The organism is Rania fehmarnensis, assembly GCF_056494185.1.
On sequence record NZ_CM151398.1, the window covers coordinates 8,953,041 to 8,972,747 of the forward strand.

Annotated in this window: 13 protein-coding genes and 1 pseudogene; 7 read left to right on the top strand and 7 right to left on the bottom strand. The window is 55.1% G+C overall.

All coding sequences use genetic code 11. The features are described from left to right. Nucleotides 1-143: 143 nt before the first annotated feature. Entirely contained in the window at nucleotides 144-1,652 is a 1,509-nt protein-coding gene (locus SH573x_RS30190) for a DUF1549 domain-containing protein (protein WP_479351942.1), read from the bottom strand. A 110-nt stretch (nucleotides 1,653-1,762) separates the two neighbouring features. Here SH573x_RS30190 and SH573x_RS30195 point away from each other — a divergent pair, with 110 nt between their 5' ends. The 6 genes from SH573x_RS30195 (at nucleotide 1,763) to SH573x_RS30220 (ending at nucleotide 9,353) form a co-directional block, all read left to right on the top strand. Beyond that, nucleotides 1,763-3,127 (top strand): right-handed parallel beta-helix repeat-containing protein, encoded by a 1,365-nt coding sequence (locus tag SH573x_RS30195; RefSeq protein WP_479351943.1) that lies wholly within the window; start codon nucleotides 1,763-1,765, stop codon nucleotides 3,125-3,127. Between the two features lie 348 nt (nucleotides 3,128-3,475). Further along, nucleotides 3,476-4,489: an AAA family ATPase gene (locus SH573x_RS30200; RefSeq protein WP_479351944.1), complete on the top strand. Its 1,014-nt coding sequence runs from the start codon at nucleotides 3,476-3,478 to the stop codon at nucleotides 4,487-4,489. 30 nt (nucleotides 4,490-4,519) lie between these two features. Next, on the top strand, nucleotides 4,520-5,950 hold the full coding sequence (locus SH573x_RS30205) for a sulfatase (RefSeq protein WP_479351945.1): 1,431 nt from the start codon (nucleotides 4,520-4,522) through the stop codon (nucleotides 5,948-5,950). Nucleotides 5,951-6,163: 213 nt separating this feature from the next. After that, nucleotides 6,164-6,988, top strand: a complete 825-nt coding sequence (locus tag SH573x_RS30210) for an enoyl-ACP reductase FabI (protein ID WP_479351946.1) — start codon at nucleotides 6,164-6,166, stop codon at nucleotides 6,986-6,988. 654 nt (nucleotides 6,989-7,642) lie between these two features. Then, the gene (argC, locus tag SH573x_RS30215) at nucleotides 7,643-8,653 is read left to right on the top strand and encodes an N-acetyl-gamma-glutamyl-phosphate reductase (RefSeq protein ID WP_479351948.1); all 1,011 of its coding nucleotides are present in this window, start codon (nucleotides 7,643-7,645) and stop codon (nucleotides 8,651-8,653) included. Nucleotides 8,654-8,879: 226 nt separating this feature from the next. Further along, on the top strand, nucleotides 8,880-9,353 hold the full coding sequence (locus tag SH573x_RS30220; protein ID WP_479351949.1) for a macro domain-containing protein: 474 nt from the start codon (nucleotides 8,880-8,882) through the stop codon (nucleotides 9,351-9,353). A gap of 920 nt (nucleotides 9,354-10,273) precedes the next feature. Here SH573x_RS30220 and SH573x_RS30225 read toward each other — a convergent pair. After that, nucleotides 10,274-11,032, bottom strand: a complete 759-nt coding sequence (locus tag SH573x_RS30225) for a metallophosphoesterase family protein (RefSeq protein WP_479351951.1) — start codon at nucleotides 11,030-11,032, stop codon at nucleotides 10,274-10,276. Here SH573x_RS30225 and SH573x_RS30230 point away from each other — a divergent pair. Beyond that, nucleotides 11,031-12,437, top strand: a complete 1,407-nt coding sequence (locus tag SH573x_RS30230) for a serine/threonine protein kinase (protein WP_479351953.1) — start codon at nucleotides 11,031-11,033, stop codon at nucleotides 12,435-12,437. The genes SH573x_RS30225 and SH573x_RS30230 overlap by 2 nt on opposite strands. Before the next feature lie 67 nt (nucleotides 12,438-12,504). Here the strand turns inward: SH573x_RS30230 and SH573x_RS30235 are convergent, their stop codons facing one another. From SH573x_RS30235 to ilvC, 5 genes and pseudogenes are all read right to left on the bottom strand, one after another. After that, the gene (locus SH573x_RS30235) at nucleotides 12,505-13,263 is read right to left on the bottom strand and encodes a TrmH family RNA methyltransferase (RefSeq protein WP_479351955.1); all 759 of its coding nucleotides are present in this window, start codon (nucleotides 13,261-13,263) and stop codon (nucleotides 12,505-12,507) included. A gap of 242 nt (nucleotides 13,264-13,505) precedes the next feature. Continuing rightward, on the bottom strand, nucleotides 13,506-14,789 hold the full coding sequence (gene lysA / locus SH573x_RS30240) for a diaminopimelate decarboxylase (RefSeq protein ID WP_479351956.1): 1,284 nt from the start codon (nucleotides 14,787-14,789) through the stop codon (nucleotides 13,506-13,508). A gap of 85 nt (nucleotides 14,790-14,874) precedes the next feature. Continuing rightward, nucleotides 14,875-15,681: an SDR family NAD(P)-dependent oxidoreductase gene (locus SH573x_RS30245; RefSeq protein WP_479351957.1), complete on the bottom strand. Its 807-nt coding sequence runs from the start codon at nucleotides 15,679-15,681 to the stop codon at nucleotides 14,875-14,877. A 7-nt stretch (nucleotides 15,682-15,688) separates the two neighbouring features. After that, nucleotides 15,689-18,556, bottom strand: coding sequence for an excinuclease ABC subunit UvrA (gene uvrA / locus SH573x_RS30250; RefSeq protein ID WP_479351958.1), 2,868 nt, complete (start codon nucleotides 18,554-18,556; stop codon nucleotides 15,689-15,691). Between the two features lie 18 nt (nucleotides 18,557-18,574). Further along, a pseudogene (gene ilvC, locus SH573x_RS30255) lies at nucleotides 18,575-19,588 on the bottom strand (ketol-acid reductoisomerase); the annotation flags it as partial. Between the last annotated feature and the right edge of the window lie 119 nt (nucleotides 19,589-19,707).

Genomic DNA, 19,707 nt, shown 5'->3' on the forward strand with positions numbered 1-19,707 from the left:
AGAGACTCGGATTAAATACAAATCTTCATTGCGATTAGAAAGCAAGGACACATCCAATTCGGGATTAGGGCACTAACCGGATGCCAGTCAAGGCATTAGTACGTGCTTAGATCAGCGTCTCGGAGAGACGCTGCTACATGAGGCTAGGGGGTCATGGCGAATTCGGTGCTGTTGATCAGCGCCCAGAGCAGGTCAGCTTGCCAGGTAACGTCGGCCTGGCTGGCATCGCTTTCGCTTTGTAACTTGAGGATGGCATCCAGCTCGTCTTGAGTGGGCAAGCGGCAGATAGTGCTGATGAACATCCACTCCACTTTCTTGGCTGTAGTCAGATGCGGAGCCGACAAGGCTTGCAGCAAGCGGCTTTGAGAATCGCCGTGGACTCTATTGAGTTGGTCACTGTGCAGAGTTACCAGAGCTTGCACAATTCCCAGCGTCGCCGCGCTGTTATCTCCACGCAATTTGCCGAGTTGATTGGCTAGTTGAACTGTCTGCACACGACCTTGATCGTCGGCGATATCGCGAGCCACTTGCTGCATACACGTGGCCATCTGGGTCGATGTCAACGGCTTGATAGGCATAGCGGCGTAACTGGTCAGCTTGGCTGGATCGGATTCTGTGCCGGGTGGGACACTGACTCGTTGATAGGCTTTCGAAGTCACCAGTGTTCGCAGTAGTTCGCGCAGATCGTATCCGCTGCTGGTGAATTGCGTGGCCAGTTCTTGCAGCAATTCGGGATGCGTAGCCATCTCGAGTGACCGCATATCGTCGATCGGTTCGATGAGGCCACGACCAAATACAATGCTCCAGCAGCGGTTCACTGCAGCTCGAGCCAGGTACGGATTCTCGCGCGCGGTCAACCACAGCGTTAACTGCTGTCGCCGTGAACCACTGCTCAGTCCGCTCATGCCGGTCGATACCAATGGTTTGGGCGCGATAACTTCTTCACTACCGGGCAGCGTGACTTCACCCGCATCGCGATCGGAGACCTCGAGAGCATTGAGTGGCCGCATGCCTTCGGCGGAGAGTTGCGCAAAATAAGCCGCAAAGCTCCAGAAGTCTCGCTGCTTCCAGTGATCGAATGGATGATCATGGCACTCGGCACAATCCAATTGCACTCCTAAAAATACACGCGACGTTTTAGCCGCGATCTTTTCGGGCTTGCCTTCCAGGGCAATAAAGAAATAACCCGGTCCCGTGTCGACCGAACCATTGGCTACCAACAGATCGGCCACCAGGCGATCGTATCGCAGGTTGTCAGCAAAACGATTGCGCAGCCAAGTATGCAGACCGGTTGGTCCACCTTGGCCAAACACATTCAGTTCTTGCATATCGGGCAATAGCCAGGCAGACCAAATATTGGCCAAATGGACCGCGCAGGTAGGTGAATTCAACAAACGTTCAACCAGTTTGACGCGTTTGTCAGCGCCATCATCTTTTAGAAACGCGACCACTTCCCCCGAAGTCGGATTGCGGCCCGTTAGATCCAAGCTGACGCGGCGTAAGAATGTCGCATCATCACACAGCGGCGCAGGCTCAAGCCCTTGTTCATGCAGTTTGGCATCGATCAGTTCGTCGATCCGCGACTGTCCACAGGCAATCGATGCAACTAAGCTCAGACAAAAGCCCAGCAGCCAACTAGACCTGGCGATCATTGGATGAGTCTCCGCTTGCGCAGTAGGTGATTTTTCGGCGCTTATATCTTAGCCTATTTCAATGCCGAAATCTGAAAATTGAAATTCGAAATCACAAGGATTCTACGCTCGTGTACCCTAAACAACTCTACTCCTTGATCGTCATTTACCTGTGTTTACTAGCACCCGTACGAGCCGATTCGACTGAACGAGAGCGATTGAAAGCGGTCAGCGATGGAACGCGTGATGCCAGCGGTTTCCTCCAAGCTGCCATCGATGCCCAGCAGGGCTGGTTGGCCATTCCGCGTGGTCGTTATCGACTGGACCGACCACTGGTCATCGAATTAGCCAAGACCGACTACTGCCAATTGACCGGCGATGGCCCGGTAACCCTGATCATGGCTGGGCCGGGCCCGGCTATTCGTTTTATCGGCACGCATGACAAATCGGCCGACCCGCCCGGCTTTGCCGAAAGCGTCTGGCAGCACGAACGCATGCCGACAGTGGAGCGTTTGGCCATCGAAGGTGCTCATCCCGAAGCTGAAGGCATCCATGCCAACGGCACCATGCAACTGACCATCACTCGCGTTCACATGCGCAAATTGCTCCATGGCATTCACCTGGTTGGCAACAATCGCAACGTGCTGCTGGATAGCTGTCACATCTACGAGAACCATGGGATTGGCATTTTCTATGATGATGTAAACTTGCATCAATCGAACATCACGGGCTGTCATATCAGTTATTGCCATGGCGGCGGCATTGTGGCTCGCCAAGGCAATGTCCGCAACATTCACATCAGCGGTTGCGACATTGAAAGCAACATGAGCCGCCAAACCCCAGCCACGGCCAACGTGTTGATCGACTGCCGCAATAGCGAATATGGTACGGCCGAAGTAGCCATCACCGGTTGCACGCTGCAGCACAATTCGCAGGGCCCTGAATCTTGCAACATTCGCATCCTGGGTGGTAGTCGCAATTCGAAAACCGGTGCTGGCAATCGCGAAGGACATATCACCATCACAGGCAATGTGCTGAGCGATGTCGCAACAAATGTACACTTGAATCAATGCCGCGGCGTTACCTTGACTGGAAACACCTTCTGGATGGGGTACGAACACAATCTACTGGTCGAAGAGTCTTCACACATTGTGGTCGGTCCCAACAACTTCGACCGCAATCCGCGGTACGACTACGGCACGGCGTTGCAGACCAAGAATGCTGTTGTCTTACGCCAGTGCGAAGACTGTACGCTCAGCGGATTGCATATTGCACATGTCTGGAAGTCGGCGGCGGGCCTGGTCGTGGAAGATTGCCGGCGGCTGAACATCACCGGCTGCAGCGTGCTGGACTGCGAGAATATTGGCATCTTGGCCAAAAACTTGACGGACAGTCTCATCAGCAATTGCCTGATCAAAAATGCCGATTCCAGCCAGCCCTTCCGCGACCTGGTAATTGAGGGCGGCAGCGGCAATAAAGTGCCAGCACCTAACTGACCGGACTCACAGTGCTTCAGAAACGTCGGATTCAACTTTCATCCTTGTGTTCAGTTAAGTCAACCTGGCGTAACAGGATTAGGCGGCAACAGCTCGGGCATGTCGTGAAATCGCCGGAATTTGCAGCCTAAATGATTACCGAAGCGTTGTACCTGCCCAGAATTCAAGTCAGCATCGATCCCTGAACAATACTACCCAGCTGCCAAGTGCGTTACGAGGGCTTTGCCGGAGGGGAAAAGCGTTCAAAAACCTGTTGGCTATGGAAGCCGATTCCGAACTTAGTTTAGAATACACGCCCCTAAACAGTTTGCTTTTTCACTTTTTCAATACCACGCCGAGATAATAAGCATGAGCAATGTGGCTGAACAAATGCAGCAGCAAGCCGAAGAGTTTCGCACGCGGTACAAGGCCGTGCGCGAAGAAATCGGCAAGACGATTGTTGGCCACGATGATATCGTTCATGGCGTGCTGACCAGTATGTTTGTGGGAGGCCACTGTTTGCTGGAAGGTGTCCCTGGCTTGGGCAAGACGATGCTGGTACGCACTCTAGCCGAGTCGCTCAGCCTCGACTTTAATCGCATCCAATTCACCCCCGACTTGATGCCCGCCGACATTCTGGGCACCAACATGATTGCCGAAGATGATAATGGTCGCCGCTCGTTCCAGTTTCAAAAGGGACCAATCTTTACGCAGATCTGCCTGGCTGACGAAATCAACCGCGCGACTCCCAAGACTCAGTCGGCTCTACTGGAGACCATGCAAGAAGGCACCGTGACGGTGGCCGGTAATCGCTTTGAGCTTTCCAAGCCGTTCTTTGTCTTGGCAACGCAGAACCCAATTGAGCAAGAAGGCACCTATCCGCTGCCTGAAGCCCAACTCGACCGCTTCCTATTCAAACTGGTCGTAGGTTATTCGTCGCGCGACGAACTGAATACGATTGTCGATCGCACCACCCGCGGCACTAAGATCATCACCAACAAAATCATGGACGGTGAAGAGATCCGTCGCTGGCAAGCGCTGGTGCGCGAAGTCATTCTTGCCAAGCATGTGCAAGACTACATCGTGCGTTTAGTACTCGCCACGCATCCGCAAGGCCCGCTAGCGCAAGACATCACCAATCAGTACGTGCGCTGGGGAAGCAGCCCGCGCGGTGCGCAGACGCTGGCCTTGGCAGCCAAAGTACGAGCTCTGCTGGACGGTCGCTACAACGTCAGCTTCGAAGATATTCGTCGCGTCTTCTTGCCCAGCATGCGCCACCGAGTACTGCTGAACTTCGAAGCACAAGCCGAAAGCGTCGACGTCGATCAAGTACTGCTGGAGATCCTGCAGAAAGTGGCCGAGAAGTCGGATACTGAAGTTTGAAGTTTGAAATGTCAAATCTCGAGGCGAATCATGATGCGTGTGGCTTCATTGCTTTCATGGTTTCTTCTCTTGGCTCTGTCGGGACTGGTTAACGCCGCCGACAGGCCAAACGTGCTGTTCCTGATCGCAGATGATTTGAATTGCGATCTGGGATGTTATCAACATCCGCGTGTTCAGACGCCGAATATCGATGCACTAGCCCGGCGCGGGACGCTGTTTGCGCGCACGTATTGTCAGTTCCCACTTTGCAGTCCCAGTCGCACTTCGTTCTTGACTGGCCGGCGACCCAACGAGACTCGCATCTGGACTAATCCCCGCGCAGGCAAGGCCTCCACCGATTACACCGGGACGCCTCATTTTCGTGAATTCATTCCCGACACAGTTACCCTACCGCAACTCTTTATCGACAGCGGTTATCGAGTTGCCCGCATTGGCAAGCTGTATCACTATGGTGTGCCGGGCCAAGTTGGTACCGCTGGACTGGATGATTTGAAGTCGTGGCAGTTGGTGATCAATCCAGCCGGCCGCGATAAGGCCGAAGAGCCCAAGATCTTCACCTATACGCCGGGCTCTTATGGTGGCACGCTCAGTTGGCTTGCCAGCGAGGGGACCGATCAAGAACAGACCGATGGTCTGAGCGCTACGGCCGCGATTAACTTGCTCGAGCAATATCGCGACCAGCCTTTCTTCCTGGCCGTGGGTTTCTATCGACCGCACACTCCGTATGTTGCACCGCGACGTTACTTCGATCTTTATCCAGTTGAGTCAGTTCAGTTGCCTCCGCTCAGCGACGATGATCGGGCTGGGCGGCCACCGGCGGCTTATCTGAGTCAAAAGAAAGAACAAGTCACGATGAGCCATGTCGAGCGGCAGACAGCCGTGTCAGCCTACTGGGCTTCGATCTCGTTTATGGATGCGCAGGTGGGTCGCGTGTTGGAAGCTCTCGACCGTTTGAAACTGGCCGACAACACGATTGTGGTGATGACCAGTGATCACGGTTATCACATGTACGAGCATGGGCTGTGGCAAAAGATGAGCTTGTTCGAGAATTCGGCTCATGTCCCGTTGATTATTCGCTTGCCAGGCGATCAAGGTGCTGGCCAGCGCTCGGAGGCTCTGTCGGAACTGGTCGATCTGTATCCGACGCTGGCGGAGCTGTGCAGTCTCAAAGCTCCGGAATACATCGACGGAGTCAGCCTGACACCAATTTTGCGTGATCCCACCAGCTCGGTCAAAGATGCGGCTTATACGCAACTGCGACGCGGCAACTTCGACGCTTACAGTGTCCGCACCGATCGTTATCGCTTGACGCAATGGGATGGCGGCCAGAAAGGCGAACAGCTGTATGAAATGCACAGCGATCCCGCCGAGACCACCAACCTGATCGATTCCGCCGACCACGCCGCGGCTCTGGCGGAGCTGCGAGCCAAGCTGGCCAAATACGCGACCAGCGTTCATTGACCTTGTGTCAGTGGAAGCACGACTGCGTGGCTAGCGATCAGCCTCCACTGACCTTGCGTCAGTGGATGCTCGACTGATTGGCTAGAAGCAGTCAGTCCGGCGTTTACCAAGACAAGCTCGGTGGAGGGCGACTATCGAATTTCTTGGTTTATGTTATCTTTTTTACTCCTTGAGACTCGTAGTTTGTACCTTAGGTTAGAAGGAATGGCGGCGATGGTAACGTTTGCTGGCAAGAAGGGCTTGGTTCTGGGTATTGCCAATGATCGTTCGATTGCTTGGGCGATCGCACAAGAGATCATGCAAAAGGGCGGGACCTGCGGCGTATCGCACTTGCCGGACAAGCCTGAAGACGAGAAGAAAAAGAACCGCATGCGCGTCAGCAAGTGCACGGACCTTTTTCCCAACAACGTCGCTTTCCTGGAGCCTTTGGACGTTCAAGACGATGTGCAAGTCGAAGCCTTCATGAAGATGGCTGAATCGAAGTTGGGCAAGATCGATTTTCTACTGCATTCGATCGCCTTTGCTGACCGCGAAGACCTGTCGCGCCCGACGGTGGAGACCGGCCGATCGGGTTTCAAGCTGGCGATGGACGTTAGCGTTTATAGCTTGATATCGGTGACCAATTTCGCTCGGCCGTTATTCAACCCAGGCGCGTCCGTGCTGGCGATGACTTACTTCGGTGGCGAAAAGTGTGTGCCGGGTTACAACGTCATGGGAATCTGCAAAGCTGCTTTGGATGCAACGGTGCGTTACCTGGCGTTCGATATGGGAGCTGTCGACGTGCGTGTCAATGCCGTCAGCGCCGGGCCGCTGAAGACCTTGGCCGGTGTGGCTGCGGGCGTCGGTGAGATGCAAGAGTTCTATGGCCACGTCGCTCCGATGGGCCGCTGTGTAACGCATGACGAAGTCGGCCGTAGCGGTGCTTATCTGCTGAGCGACTACAGCGATGGGATCACAGGGGAAATCTTGCACGTCGATGCCGGTTACAACATCATGGGCAGCCCTGGTAGATTGCTCGAACAAATGCGCCCCAAGTAGAGCGGCTGTCCTCAGCCGCTCCGCACCTGCTAACAAAATTCTCTACCCACCGAGCGACTGGGAGGGCGAAGGTCCTCCTGAGCCCAACACCGCCTTGAAGCACGGACAAAGTCTCGGGGAAAAGTGGTGCAAGCATGTAGAGCGGCTGTCCTCAGCCGCTCCGCACCTGCTAACAGAATTCTCTACCCACCGAGCGACTGGGGGGCGAAGGTCCTCCTGAGCCCAACACCGCCTTGAAGCACGGGCAAAGTCGCGGGGATCCCAACTGCTCGCGCCAAAACGAACGCTTCTGTTACCAACACCACCTTCCCCGGATCTATGTCCGTTCTTCATTGCGGTGTTCGGCTCAGCAGGAGCATTCGCCCTCCACAGCGCGCGCGGCTAACGCCTACGGCATAGTTTTATTGCACGATTGCTTCGGCGGTCGTGCTGGCGAAAGTAGCTGAGGTTCTATTGCACGAAGGCTAACAATTCTTGCTTCATGCGATCATGAGCGATTAAAGCTATCTGCTTGCGCATGCGGGAACACACTCCCAGCAAATTGGTCTATGGTATATTTTGGTAAGGAATGAACCCAGAGAGTTAAACCCGGTTGGTTCCGCTGCTTTTACGAGCTTCTGCCAGTCGGGTGTGTCGAGCTAAAAAGAACCAGTCATGATCAAAGTCGGCATCGTCGGTTGTTCGGGCTATACGGCCATTGAATCCATAAAGTTGCTGCTGCGCCATCCCCAGGCGCAGATCGTGGCGGCTACTAGTCGCCAAGCTGATGGCAGCTCGCTAGCTGATATGCATCCTCAGTTCGCCAAACGCACGCAAGTAATTGTAGAGGACTTGTCGCCGGCCGATATAGCCAAGCGCTGCGATGTGGCTTATTGCTGCTTACCGCACGGCGCATCGGCTCCGATTGTGGTCGAGCTGTTAACTCATGGTTGCCGTGTCATTGATCTGAGCGCGGACTATCGCTTGAGCACTCCAGCCCTGTATCACAAATGGTATGGCGATCATCACCCCGATCCAGGTCGTTTGGGTCAGGTGCCTTATGGCTTGCCTGAGCTGTTTCGCGAAGCGATCGCACCGGCGCAGCTGGTGGCCAATCCAGGCTGTTATCCCACCAGTGCCATTTTGCCACTAGCACCACTGCTGCGCGAAGGGATTATCGAGAGCGAAGGCATTGTTGTCGATTCCAAGAGCGGTGTCAGTGGCGCCGGTCGCACACCGAAGCTCGGCAACCTGTATTCCGAAGTTAACGAATCGATGTCGGCTTATAGCGTCGGCAATCATCGTCATCAGCCGGAGATCGTTGATATCTGTTCGCGATTCTCAGGCGTAACACCTGGCTTGGTATTCACGCCGCATTTGACGCCTATGGATCGGGGCATCTTTTCGACTATCTACGTTCGTCCCAAAGCCCATGTGACTGCCAACCAGGTGCGAGAGTGCTTGTGCTGTTTCTATCAAGATTCGCGGTTCGTGCGCATCGTCAGCAGCTTGCCGGCCAGCAAGAATGTGGCCCACACCAACTACTGCGATATCTCCGTACGCGAGAACGATGGCTGGATCATTATCTTGTCGACGCTCGACAATCTCATCAAAGGCGCTTCTGGTGCAGCCGTCCAGTGCATGAACATCATGTACAACCTGGACGAAACGCTCAGCCTGATTTAAAGCCACTTGTGGCATAGGCTTCCAGCCTGTGTGAATTGTGGCATAGGCTTCCAGCCTGTGTCCAAAACTTTCTGCTAAAGAGCAGCTGAGAGCTCAACGATCAAATATTACACAGGCTGGAAGCCTATTCCACATAGCCTGGAAGCTTTTGTCGCACGGCTGTACAATAGAATTGTGGACATTTTTATCCACAATGCAGACTCTACAAACCACGGGGGAGACCATTATGATCCGCGAAGTTGCTGGTGACTTGTTACTTTCGGACGCCACGGCGATAGCGCATGGAGTGGCGCCCAACGATCACTTTGATCAAGGTCTGGCGTTGGCACTGCGTGAGAAGTGGCCCGCTATGGCTCGCGACTTCAAGCATTACTCGCATCAGACTCATCCTAAGCCGGGCGAGATTTGGGTGTGGAGTGGGGTAGGTAACGTTCACATTTACAACTTGATGACGCAAGAAGGCGACCATGGGCACGGATCTCGGCCCGGTCGAGCTTCGGTTGCGAACGTCAACCATTGCCTGAAGCGGCTGCGTCATGAACTGGAGAAAAAACCAGTGAAGAGCTTGGCTATGCCCAAGTTGGCCACTGGCGTGGGCGGACTGGATTGGAGCGAAGTTAAGCCGCTCATCGAACAGCATCTAGGTGATCTGCCGATCGATATCCAGCTCTATACAACGTATCACGCCGGCGTGAAATAGACTCGTCTGCGGTTCTGCTTGTAGAGCGGCTGTCCCCAGCCGCTCGGCACCTGGCAAGCAGGCATCTTCCGACGGCAGGTCCTGTCCCCGATCTCGCAGCGCGTTGCCACTTTGGAGTGCGGTGCCACTTTGGAGTGCGGTGCCTGGGCACCGCTTTGATGTCCTAACCAGACGCCAACCGCAGCCTGCTTCACCTCTTTGGCTAGCATCAGCTAATCAGCCCGGGGTCTGTCCGGACTGTCCCCGGTCGTAGAGCGGCTGTCATCAGCCGCTCGGCACTCTCTAACCCAAGTCGCTTCACACCCAACGTCTGTCCCCATCGCACCCGGGGACACAGCACGCACACGCGGGGCAATAGTCCAATGCCAGCTAATCACCCCGGGGTCTGTCCCCGGTCGTAGAGCGACTGTCCTCAGCCGCTTGGCACCCTCTAACCCAAGTCGCCTCACACCCAACGTCTGTCCCCGTCGCACCTGGAAACACAGCACGCGCACGCGGGGCAATTCCAGGTTTGAAGACGCATGCTCAGCGGGTGCAGAGCGGCTGAGGACAGCCGCTCTACAAGCCGGGGTCTGTCCCCCGTCGCGGTAAGCAATGCCATCATTACTTGCGTCGGATCCATCAGTGGTCTGACCCCAAGAGAAACCAAGTTTGAAGACGCATGCTTAGCGGGTGCGGAGCGGCTGAGGACAGCCGCTCTACAAAGACACCAAAATATAAAGGCGAAGCCGATCAAGTGACCGGCCTCGCCTCGCACGGGGGGTGAGAAAGCCTTGGAGCTTTCGTTGAGCGAGTTCCTTCGCTCACCAACACAATAGGTTCCGGATGCGGCAAGGCGGCATATTCTACTGGGCGACGTCCCAGGACTTGCATATTGACCGCTGACCCGGTTCCGATTGCACAGCCTGGGTAGGTCGCAACTAGCGCAGTTTGCCTTCCATGTCCGCTTGCCACATTTTTCCTGATGGAAACTCCATGGCGGTCAGCCAACCGCCGCCATAACAGAACGTGTCCAGACAGATTAGATGGCGCACATTGAAGATCTCGCCACCGCGGTCATGGGTATGCCCCACTACGGCAACTTTTCCGTTGATATGGGGCGGGGGTACGTATTCGGTTAGCTTCTGCCAACGCAATGAATTGGGAGTTTGCTTGTCCAACGGTAACTTGGGGTTGTAGTTTGCGTGAACAAAAAAGACTTCGTCGGACTCATAATACGGCAGTAGGTTGGTCAAGAACTCGCGATGCGATTCAGGCACCACGCCCATGTCGCCGCAGAAACCATACGAATCCAACGTTTCTACACCACCAAACTGCAACCATCGAAAGGGTGGCATATTGTCGCGCATGACTTCGAGCATCATTTCTTCGTGATTGCCATAGAGCGGCTTGAGCTGACAAGTCTTGCCCAGATCGATCAAACGATCGATCACACCTTTACTGTCGCTGCCTCGATCTACGTAATCGCCCAGAGTTACAATAGTATCGTCGTTCCCAGGTTGAATCTCCCTGAGCAACGCGTCTAATGCTGCTGAGCAACCATGGATATCACCGATTGCAATTAGTCGTCCGCCACCCATACAAACCTTTTCCATCCACCGATTCTGCTCGTCGTCAATAAACAGCAACTGCTGATTGTCACACACATCATCTTTATCCGCAATTCCCGGAGATTCCATGGCCGGCGACTCGAGCTTCATTTCTAACGCACTGGCCAGCACCCTGGTCAATCGCGAAGCGATCGAGTACGCCCAACGAGTCGCTCGTCATCGACTGGCCCAGGAGGCCCAAGGGGAGGAACTGACTGATAAATTGCTGGCCGAAATCCTGGTCGAGCAAGATATCCTCACCCAGTATCAAGCGGAGCAACTGCTAGAAGGACGCACCAAACTGACTCTCGGCCCCTACATCGTTACCGATTGGATCGCGCAGGGGGGGATGGGACAAGTCTTCAAAGCCGTCCATAAATTCATGGGCCGCGAGTGTGCGATCAAGGTCTTGCCCCTGGAACGAGCCACGCAAATCGCTCGCGATAGTTTCATCCGCGAAATTCGCATGCAAGCCCGGCTGGATTGCCCTTACCTGGTGCGTGCCTTCGATGCCGGCCAGGACGGCAAGATTCACTACCTGGTAACCGAGTATGTCCCGGGCATGGATCTACGGCGCCTGGTGAAATTGCGCGGACCTTTGCCCGTGCAGTTTGCGTCCTACATCATTCGCCAGGCTGCTCTGGGCCTGGCCTACGCGCATGAAAAAGGCTTGATCCATCGCGACGTCAAACCCGGCAATATCCTGGTCACACCTCAGGGCGATGCCAAAGTCTCCGATGTCGGACTTGCTGGATTCAATCAAGATCTGACCAACGATCCCCGCGCCGGAAAAATTGTCGGGACAACCGACTACATTTCGCCCGAACAAATTCGCACCCCGCTCGAGATCAAGCCCGTCGCAGATATTTATTCGTTGGGCTGCACATTGTATTACGCCGTTTGCGGCAAAGTACCATTTCCCGGCGGCGATACGCATTCCAAACTCAAACGCCATCTCGAAGAAACCCCGTGGCACCCGCGCCGTTTCGTGCCGGACATTGCGGAAGACTTCGTCGACATCATCGCCGATATGATGGATAAGAATCCCGACAAGCGTATTGCCTCGGCGACTGAAGTAGCCAACCGCTTGGAATCGTGGGCCGACGATCGGCACAACGAACTCTCGACCGCCAAACTCAGCCGCTCTCCCTGGATGGCGCCTCCGCCTCCGCTGGATCCCGATAGCGAAAGCGCCGGTAGCTTGGGCGATGAAGTGGCCAATCAAGAAAGTAGTCAGCAAGGCTCGCAAGTGCCGCACGCCATCAACTTCGGATCTTCAGCTGCCGTCGGCGAAGCGGAGAGCCTGCGCAGCCAATACCCGCGCAGTCAATCCTCCTTGAGTAGCTCGGGTACGAACCTCGACCCTAAACCACTCGTGCCACCGGCTGATCACCTAAGTCCTGCAATGGTCGTCGCCTTGACGCTGGCCATCGCCATTCCACCAACTCTGGTCATCGGTGCCATTCTGGGTTACGTATTGGGCCAACGCTTTTAAGCGCTCCGTAGCCACCGTCACCAGACGGTGGACAAGGCTAGCGAAATCCACCGCTTGGCAGCGGTGGCTACGAATTATTCGATCTGGCCACGCGAGTAAAGTAGTGCAGAACGATCCCAGCAGCCACACTGACATTGAGCGAATCGGTGCCCAGTCGCATGTCGATTTTGATTCGTCGATCAGCTGCTTGCTGAATCTCAATCGGTAAACCATGGGCTTCGTTGCCCATGACAATCACCAGCGGTGAATGGCGACCACAGCTTTCCAAGTTCACTGAATCGTCTGCTAAAGTCGTCGCCAGGCTTTCACAGTGGTGCGTCGCGCGCAGCCAAGCAAGATCGGCAACCAGATCGCGCGAAGCGTACAGCTTCAGCTTGAGCGCTGTCCCCATCGATACGCGCAACACGCGGCGCGACAGTGGATCGGCCGACCAAGGGCCGATCAAAATATGTTCGATGCCCAGCGCTGCACAGCTTCGCAGGATACCGCCCAGGTTCTCGGGGTCTTGCACACCATGCACAGCCACCAGCGTAGCCTCGCGCGATAGCGGTGCTGCTAACTCAATTCGCAGATCCAGCGGTGGTCGGCGAATGCCGCACGCGATCACTCCACGATGAAAATTGAAACCCAAGAGACCAGGTAATTCACTCTCCGGTACAACCAGCGCCCGCAGGCTATCGGGCACGCGCTCGATCCAATCGTCCAAATACTTGTCACTGATTAACAACGACTCGATCGCATAGTCGCTTTTCATCAGACGCTCAACCAACTTGGCGCCTTCAGCAATAAACCAACCGCTGCCGGCTGTCCAATTCGTGGTTCGCATACCACGGAAAGGCGCAAGCCGGGGATCATCGAGTTGGTGTACATGTTCAATCATAGATGTGCCAGATCGTCCAGCCTTTACTGTCGAGATAGAAATGCCTTAAAGGCTGTGGAATGGGACGCGCAGTCATGCTTGCTCGTACTCCTGCTCGCAATCAGCTCGAGCTCGAGCTCGAGTACGAGTACGAGTACGAGTAGGAGTACGAGTAGGAGTAGGAAAGCTAACGTGATGCCACGTGGTCACTAGCTCGGGATCATCTCTGGCCCAAGCAAATCATCCAGCGTCTCACGGCGACGGGCTAACTTGGCTTGCCCATTTTCGATCAGCACTTCAGCCGGACGGAACTTGCTGTTGTAGTTGCTGGCCATGACAAAGCCGTAGGCACCGGCGACTTCTAGAATCAGGTAGTCACCAACTTGAGCCACGGGCAAATTGCGGCGCGAAACAAAGCCGCCTTCTTCTTGAGTAAAGATATCGCCCGATTCGCAAAGCGGACCACCCACGACGACCGCGTGTTCTTTGACGTTCGTCTCGCCATCGCGTCGACAGATAGAGATCGGGTGATGCGAACCATAGAGAATGGGTCGTGCCAGATCGTTGAAACCTGCGTCGAGCAGATAGAACGTATTTTGACCCATCTGCTTGACCGTGCGGATTTCGGCTACCAAAAAGCCGCTTTCAGCCACTAAATATCGGCCAGGTTCGATTTCCAGGTGAATCTCGTGACCAAAGGTGTCCTGCAAGCGATTACGCGTGGCGTTCCAAATTTCGTAATAGCGATCGACGTCGACATAGCTCTGATCAGGTTTGTAAGGCACGGGCAAGCCGCCGCCAGCGCTGACGGTTGTGATCGTGCGACCGATGTTGCGGCAAGTGCTTTCCATCGACGCACATACCTGCGAGAGATGCTCCAGATCGGTACCGCTACCGATATGCATGTGAACACCGGTTACCACTAAACCATAACGATCGGCCCGCCGCAGACAATCGTCCACTTGCTCATGCCAAATGCCGTGCTTGGACTGGGGGCCACCCGTGTTCGTCTTTTGGCTGTGTCCATGTCCAAAACCAGGATTGATTCGCAGCGTAATGTTCCGACCCGGGGCTACTTCTCCCAGTTGATCGATCATATTGGGAGAGCCGATGTTGACATGGATATTGTGCCGCACAATCAACTCGAGCGCCGCTTTGTCGAACACATCGGCCGTATAAACAATGCCGGCTGGATTGGAGTCGGCTACATAACCCGCTTTCATCGCGCGACCAATTTCACCTGCGCTTACGGCGTCGACTACCACACCCAGTTTTCGCAAGCGATCGAGAATTGCGATGTTTGAGCAGGCCTTCTGGGCATATCGAATCGTACCGAACTGGGCCAGGTCTGCCACGCGCTGGTCGATAACCGACATGTCGTATACATAAGTCGGCGTACCGTATTGCTCAACCAGATCGGCAATCGGCACGCCGGCTATCTCTTGTCGCGAAGTTGAAAACGTAGTCGGACAGAAAATCGTGCGCGGAGACATGGAAGGCTTTCGGTGCAGAATTTGAATGTTGAAATATCAAATTAGAAAGTAAAATTCTAAGATCGATCGCGGAAATTTAAAAGGATCACTTGCCATAGGTTGGGTGAGCCACGATATCGCCACTGCCGCCAGCAAAAATCGATCGCCCTCCATCGACCGGCAGGCAGACCCCGGTAATAAAGGGGCTTTCGATAAGAAATCGAGCCGCATAGGCCACGTCTTCCGGCGTGCCTTCGCGTTTAACCAGCGACTGCTGAATAATCTTTTGGCGAGCCTCGGCTGTAATCCGCTCATCGAGTAAGACAGGCCCGGGCAAGATCGCGTTCACGCGAATCTGGCAGTTCCGCTCGCCCAGTTCCACAGCCATCGTTCTCGTCAGCGTCTCAATCGAACCTTTGCTGAGCAAGTAGGCCGCAAAGTCGACGTATGGCCGAGTCAACGCCCAATCGCCAATGTTGATGATGGCACCCCCGCCAGACTGCTGGGCCATGACCAAGCCCGCTGCGCGACAGAGCAGGGCGGGGCCCATCAGATTGACGCGCCACTGCGCCATAAGCGTCTCTTCGGAAACCTCTTCCAGCGTCGTCGGTTCCCAGGCCGCCGCTGAATTTACCAGCACATGCAGCCCGCCATGCCGCTTGCGAATCTCTTCGCACCACTGGACGGCGTTGGTCGAATCGTCAATCGCACCGGTCACGTAGCTGACGCGATACCCTTCAGCTTGCCACTGAGCTGTGGTGGCCTGCACTTCATCGATCGAGCGATGAGCGTGCAGCACGACTGTGTAATTATGCTCGACCAAGTGCCGAGCAATCGCGCGACCCACTCGCCGCGCACCACTTCCTGTGATCAAAGCTACTGGTTGATCTGTATCAAATAGTTTTTGTTTCATGAGCTGATCATTTCAAGTGCTTCAAATACCTGCCGGTTATCGACTCATTAACTTTAGCCACTTGCTCGGGTGTGCCGTGAGCGACGACTCGTCCACCGCGAGCCGCTGCGCCGGGGCCAATATCGATGATGTAGTCGGCCACCGACATCAGGTGCACGTTGTGTTCGACGATGATCAAGGAATGGCCAGCGACTAAGAGGGCATCGAGCGCGCCCAGTAGTTGCACTATGTCCGCTGTATGCAAACCGGTGGTCGGTTCGTCCAACAGAAACAGGGTGCGTCGCGGTGAAGCGGCGACCAGGTGCGCAGCCAATTTCAAACGCTGGGCTTCACCGGCACTGAGCGTTGTGGCGGCCTGGCCCAACTGCAAATAATCCAAGCCCACATCGGCCAGCACCTTTAACTTTTGTTGTACCTTGTTCGCTCCACGAAAGAACTCTCTGGCTTCACGTACCGTCATCGCCAACACATCGGCAATCGATCGATCTCGATAACGCACCGCCAAAATCTCTTGACGGTAACGTTTGCCGTTGCAGGCTGGGCAGTTGATGTAGATGTCGGCCATGAACTGCATGTCGATCTCCAGCAGTCCATCGCCTTGGCAGGTTTGACAGCGACCAAGATCGCTATTGAAACTGAAGTGACTCGGTCCGTAGTTGTGCATCTTGGCATCCATCGTTTCAGCAAAGACTTGCCGAATTTCGTCAAACGCTTTGATGTAGGTGACCGGATTGGAACGTGGCGAGCGACTGATGGGACTTTGATCGACCAAGATGCAATCGTCGATTTGTCCATCGCCGATGATGTCTTCAAAGGGTAGCGTACCCGCTTGTGGTTTGCCCAAACGCGACATCAGCGCGCCATAGAGCGTATCTTGAACTAGCGAACTCTTGCCGCTGCCGCTGACGCCGGTGACCAGGCACAACACGCCCAGTGGAAACTCGACGGTCAAGTTTTGCAGGTTATGCCCGGTGCAACCCACCAACTTGATCCAGCCGCGATTGGTAGGACGACGCTCGGCTGGTATGGCCACTTTGCGACGACCACTCAAGTAAGCTCCAGTCAGGCTCTCTGGAGCGGCTCGCATCTGCTGGAGTGAACCAGCAAAAGTAATGCGGCCACCAGCTGTGCCTGCTTGCGGACCTACTTCGATCAGCCAGTCTGCTTTCTCCAATAGCGTCTCTTCGTGTTCGACCATCACTACCGTATTGCCGCGCCGCGCCAGCCCTTCGATTGCCTGGCTCAAATGCTCGACATCATGCGGATGCAAACCGACCGAAGGTTCATCCAGCACGTACAATATATTGACCAGGCTCGACCCAAGCGCAGCGGTGAGCGCGGTTCGCTGACATTCACCGCCACTCAAGGTGCGCAGCGTTCGATCGAGCGTGAGATAACCCAGGCCAACTGTTTGCAGATAACCCAAACGCAACCAAGCTTGCTCGAGCAACTCCTGACCAACCTCGCGATCGCGCACATCCAGCCCACCGGACTCGGGCAGCACTTGAGGATTGCGCAAGCGGTGGAAGAACTCGATGGATTGATCGATCTCCAGCGCGCACAATTCTGCCAGATTCAAACCACCGACTCGAAAGGCCAAGGCTTGAGGACTGAGACGTTTACCTTGGCACTCCGGGCAACGTGAGTAGCTACGCCAACGAGCCAGAAACACGCGAACGTGCATCTTGTACTTCTTGCGTTCCAGGTACTCAAAGAAACCCTTCAATCCACCAAAGCCGATCTCAGGCACTCCTTCGATAATCTTTTTGCGCTCGGTTTGATTTAAGCGACTGTAGGGCACATCCAATCGGACTTTCATGCGCTCGGCATATTCGATCAATTCATCGTACGCCGGGCGTGCGCTGGGCGTGTTCCATGGCGCAATGGCGCCTTCGCGCAGCGTCAAGCTGGGTTTGGGAACGACCAGGTTCATGTCCAAGTCGACCGTATCACCAAAACCTTCGCACAATGGACAAGCGCCTAGCGGACTATTGAAACTGAACAAACGCGGTTCGGGATTGGGATAGTCGATACCGCAAGTCAAACATCGCAGTTGCGAACTAAGCAGTATTACATCCCACGCGGTACCATCGATCACTTCACGCAGCGGACTGCCATATGCAAGACCTGCGGAAAGCTCGCCAGCTGAATCCGACTCAACGAAAAGGGCTAACTCTCCAAAGCCACTCTGAAAAGCGTGCTCGAGACTTTCCGTAGTGCGACCCACCGATGGTCCACCTTTGACTCGATCGACGATGACCCAAATCTGCCCGGCAGACGGTAGAGCATCGGCCAGTTCATCCCGCGGTTGAGTACCGAGGTTCAGCAAGCGACCACCACTGGCCACTCGCACAAAACCGCTGGCTTGCAGATCGGCCAAGATCGTCGAGCGTTCAGCGATGTCTTCCCAGTGCGTGCGAAAGCCGATCATCAGTTTGCTGGTGCCCGGCAGGCTATCGAGCAGACGTGCCACGCTGGCCGGGTCGTGGCGAACCACTGGGTTGCCACATTGATAGCAGAATAGTTTGGCGATCTTGCTGAACAGCAAGCGGAGGTAGTCGAGCGTTTCGCTGGCGGTACCGATCGTGCTGCGGTTACTGCGCGAAGCGCCGCGGCGCGTAACGGCTAGGGCAGGCGGTAGATTGTTGATCGAATCGTAATCGGGTTTATCCAGCCGTTCGAGAAACTGACGCGTGTACGCGGAAAAGCTCTCGATATAACGGCGCTGGCCCTCGGCATACAGAGTATCCAGGGCCAGCGATGTTTTGCCCGAGCCACTGACGCCACAGATGGCCACCAGCGCGCCGCGCGGTATGTCGACATCCACGTTCTGCAAGTTGTGGACGCGCACCCCGCGCAGCTCGATTGGTTTCATGCGTCAGCTTCTAGTGCTTTACACTTCCTTCGAATCGATCCAAGTCATCAACTTGCGTAACCGTCGACCGACTTGTTCGATTAACAAACCGCGGTTGTGACGACGCGAAGCTTTGAAGGCGGGGGCGCCGGCGCGATTTTCAAGAATCCACTCGCGCGCAAACTGGCCGCTTTGGATCTCGTGCAGAATCTGCTTCATCGTTTCGCGAGTTTCTTTGGTGATGATCCGAGGACCGCGGGTGTAGTCACCGAATTCTGCGGTATTGCTGACGCTATAGCGCATGTAGTTCAGACCACCCTGATAGAACAGATCGACGATCAACTTCAGTTCGTGCATGCACTCAAAGTAAGCCATCTCTGGTTGATACCCGGCATCGACCAGCGTATCAAACGCAGCTTTAACCAGTTCGCTCACGCCACCACACAGCACGACTTGTTCGCCGAACAAGTCCGTTTCGGTTTCCTCAGCAAACGTGGTTTCGATCACGCCACCGCGCGTACCGCCGACACCCTTGGCATAAGCCAAACCGATTTGTCGAGTCTTTTCGCTGGCGCCTTCACCCAGAGCGATCAGGGCCGGAACGCCACCGCCTTTGACGAATTCACTGCGCACGAGGTGACCAGGTCCCTTAGGAGCGACCAACAAGGTATCAACACCCTTTGGCGGCTCAACCTGGCCGAAGTGAATGTTGAAACCGTGCGAGCACATCAGAATCGCGCTCGGCTTGAGATTGGGACGGATCGAGTTGCGATAGATGTCGCCTTGGACTTCATCGGGCAGCAGGATATTGACGACGTCTGATTTTTTGACGGCATCTTCCACCGACATAGGTTCGAACTTGTGGCTCTTGGCCAGATCGTAATTGGCACTGCCGGGGCGCTGACCGATAATGACATTGCAGCCGCTATCGCGCAGGTTTTGAGCTTGGGCATGGCCTTGCGAGCCGTAGCCCAGAATGGAGATGGTCTTGTCCTTCAAGTGCGACAAGTCTGCGTCGTTATCGTAGTAGATCTTTGCGGTCATAGTCGTTCTGCTTTGCGGTACTTTCTGCTTTGGCTAAAGCCGGCTTGAGAGTGAGAGGGAGTTAGGATCTTCGGAACTTTGATAGCAGAGCCGAACATCGATGTTGCGGGCAGTGCTGTGAGGGGAAT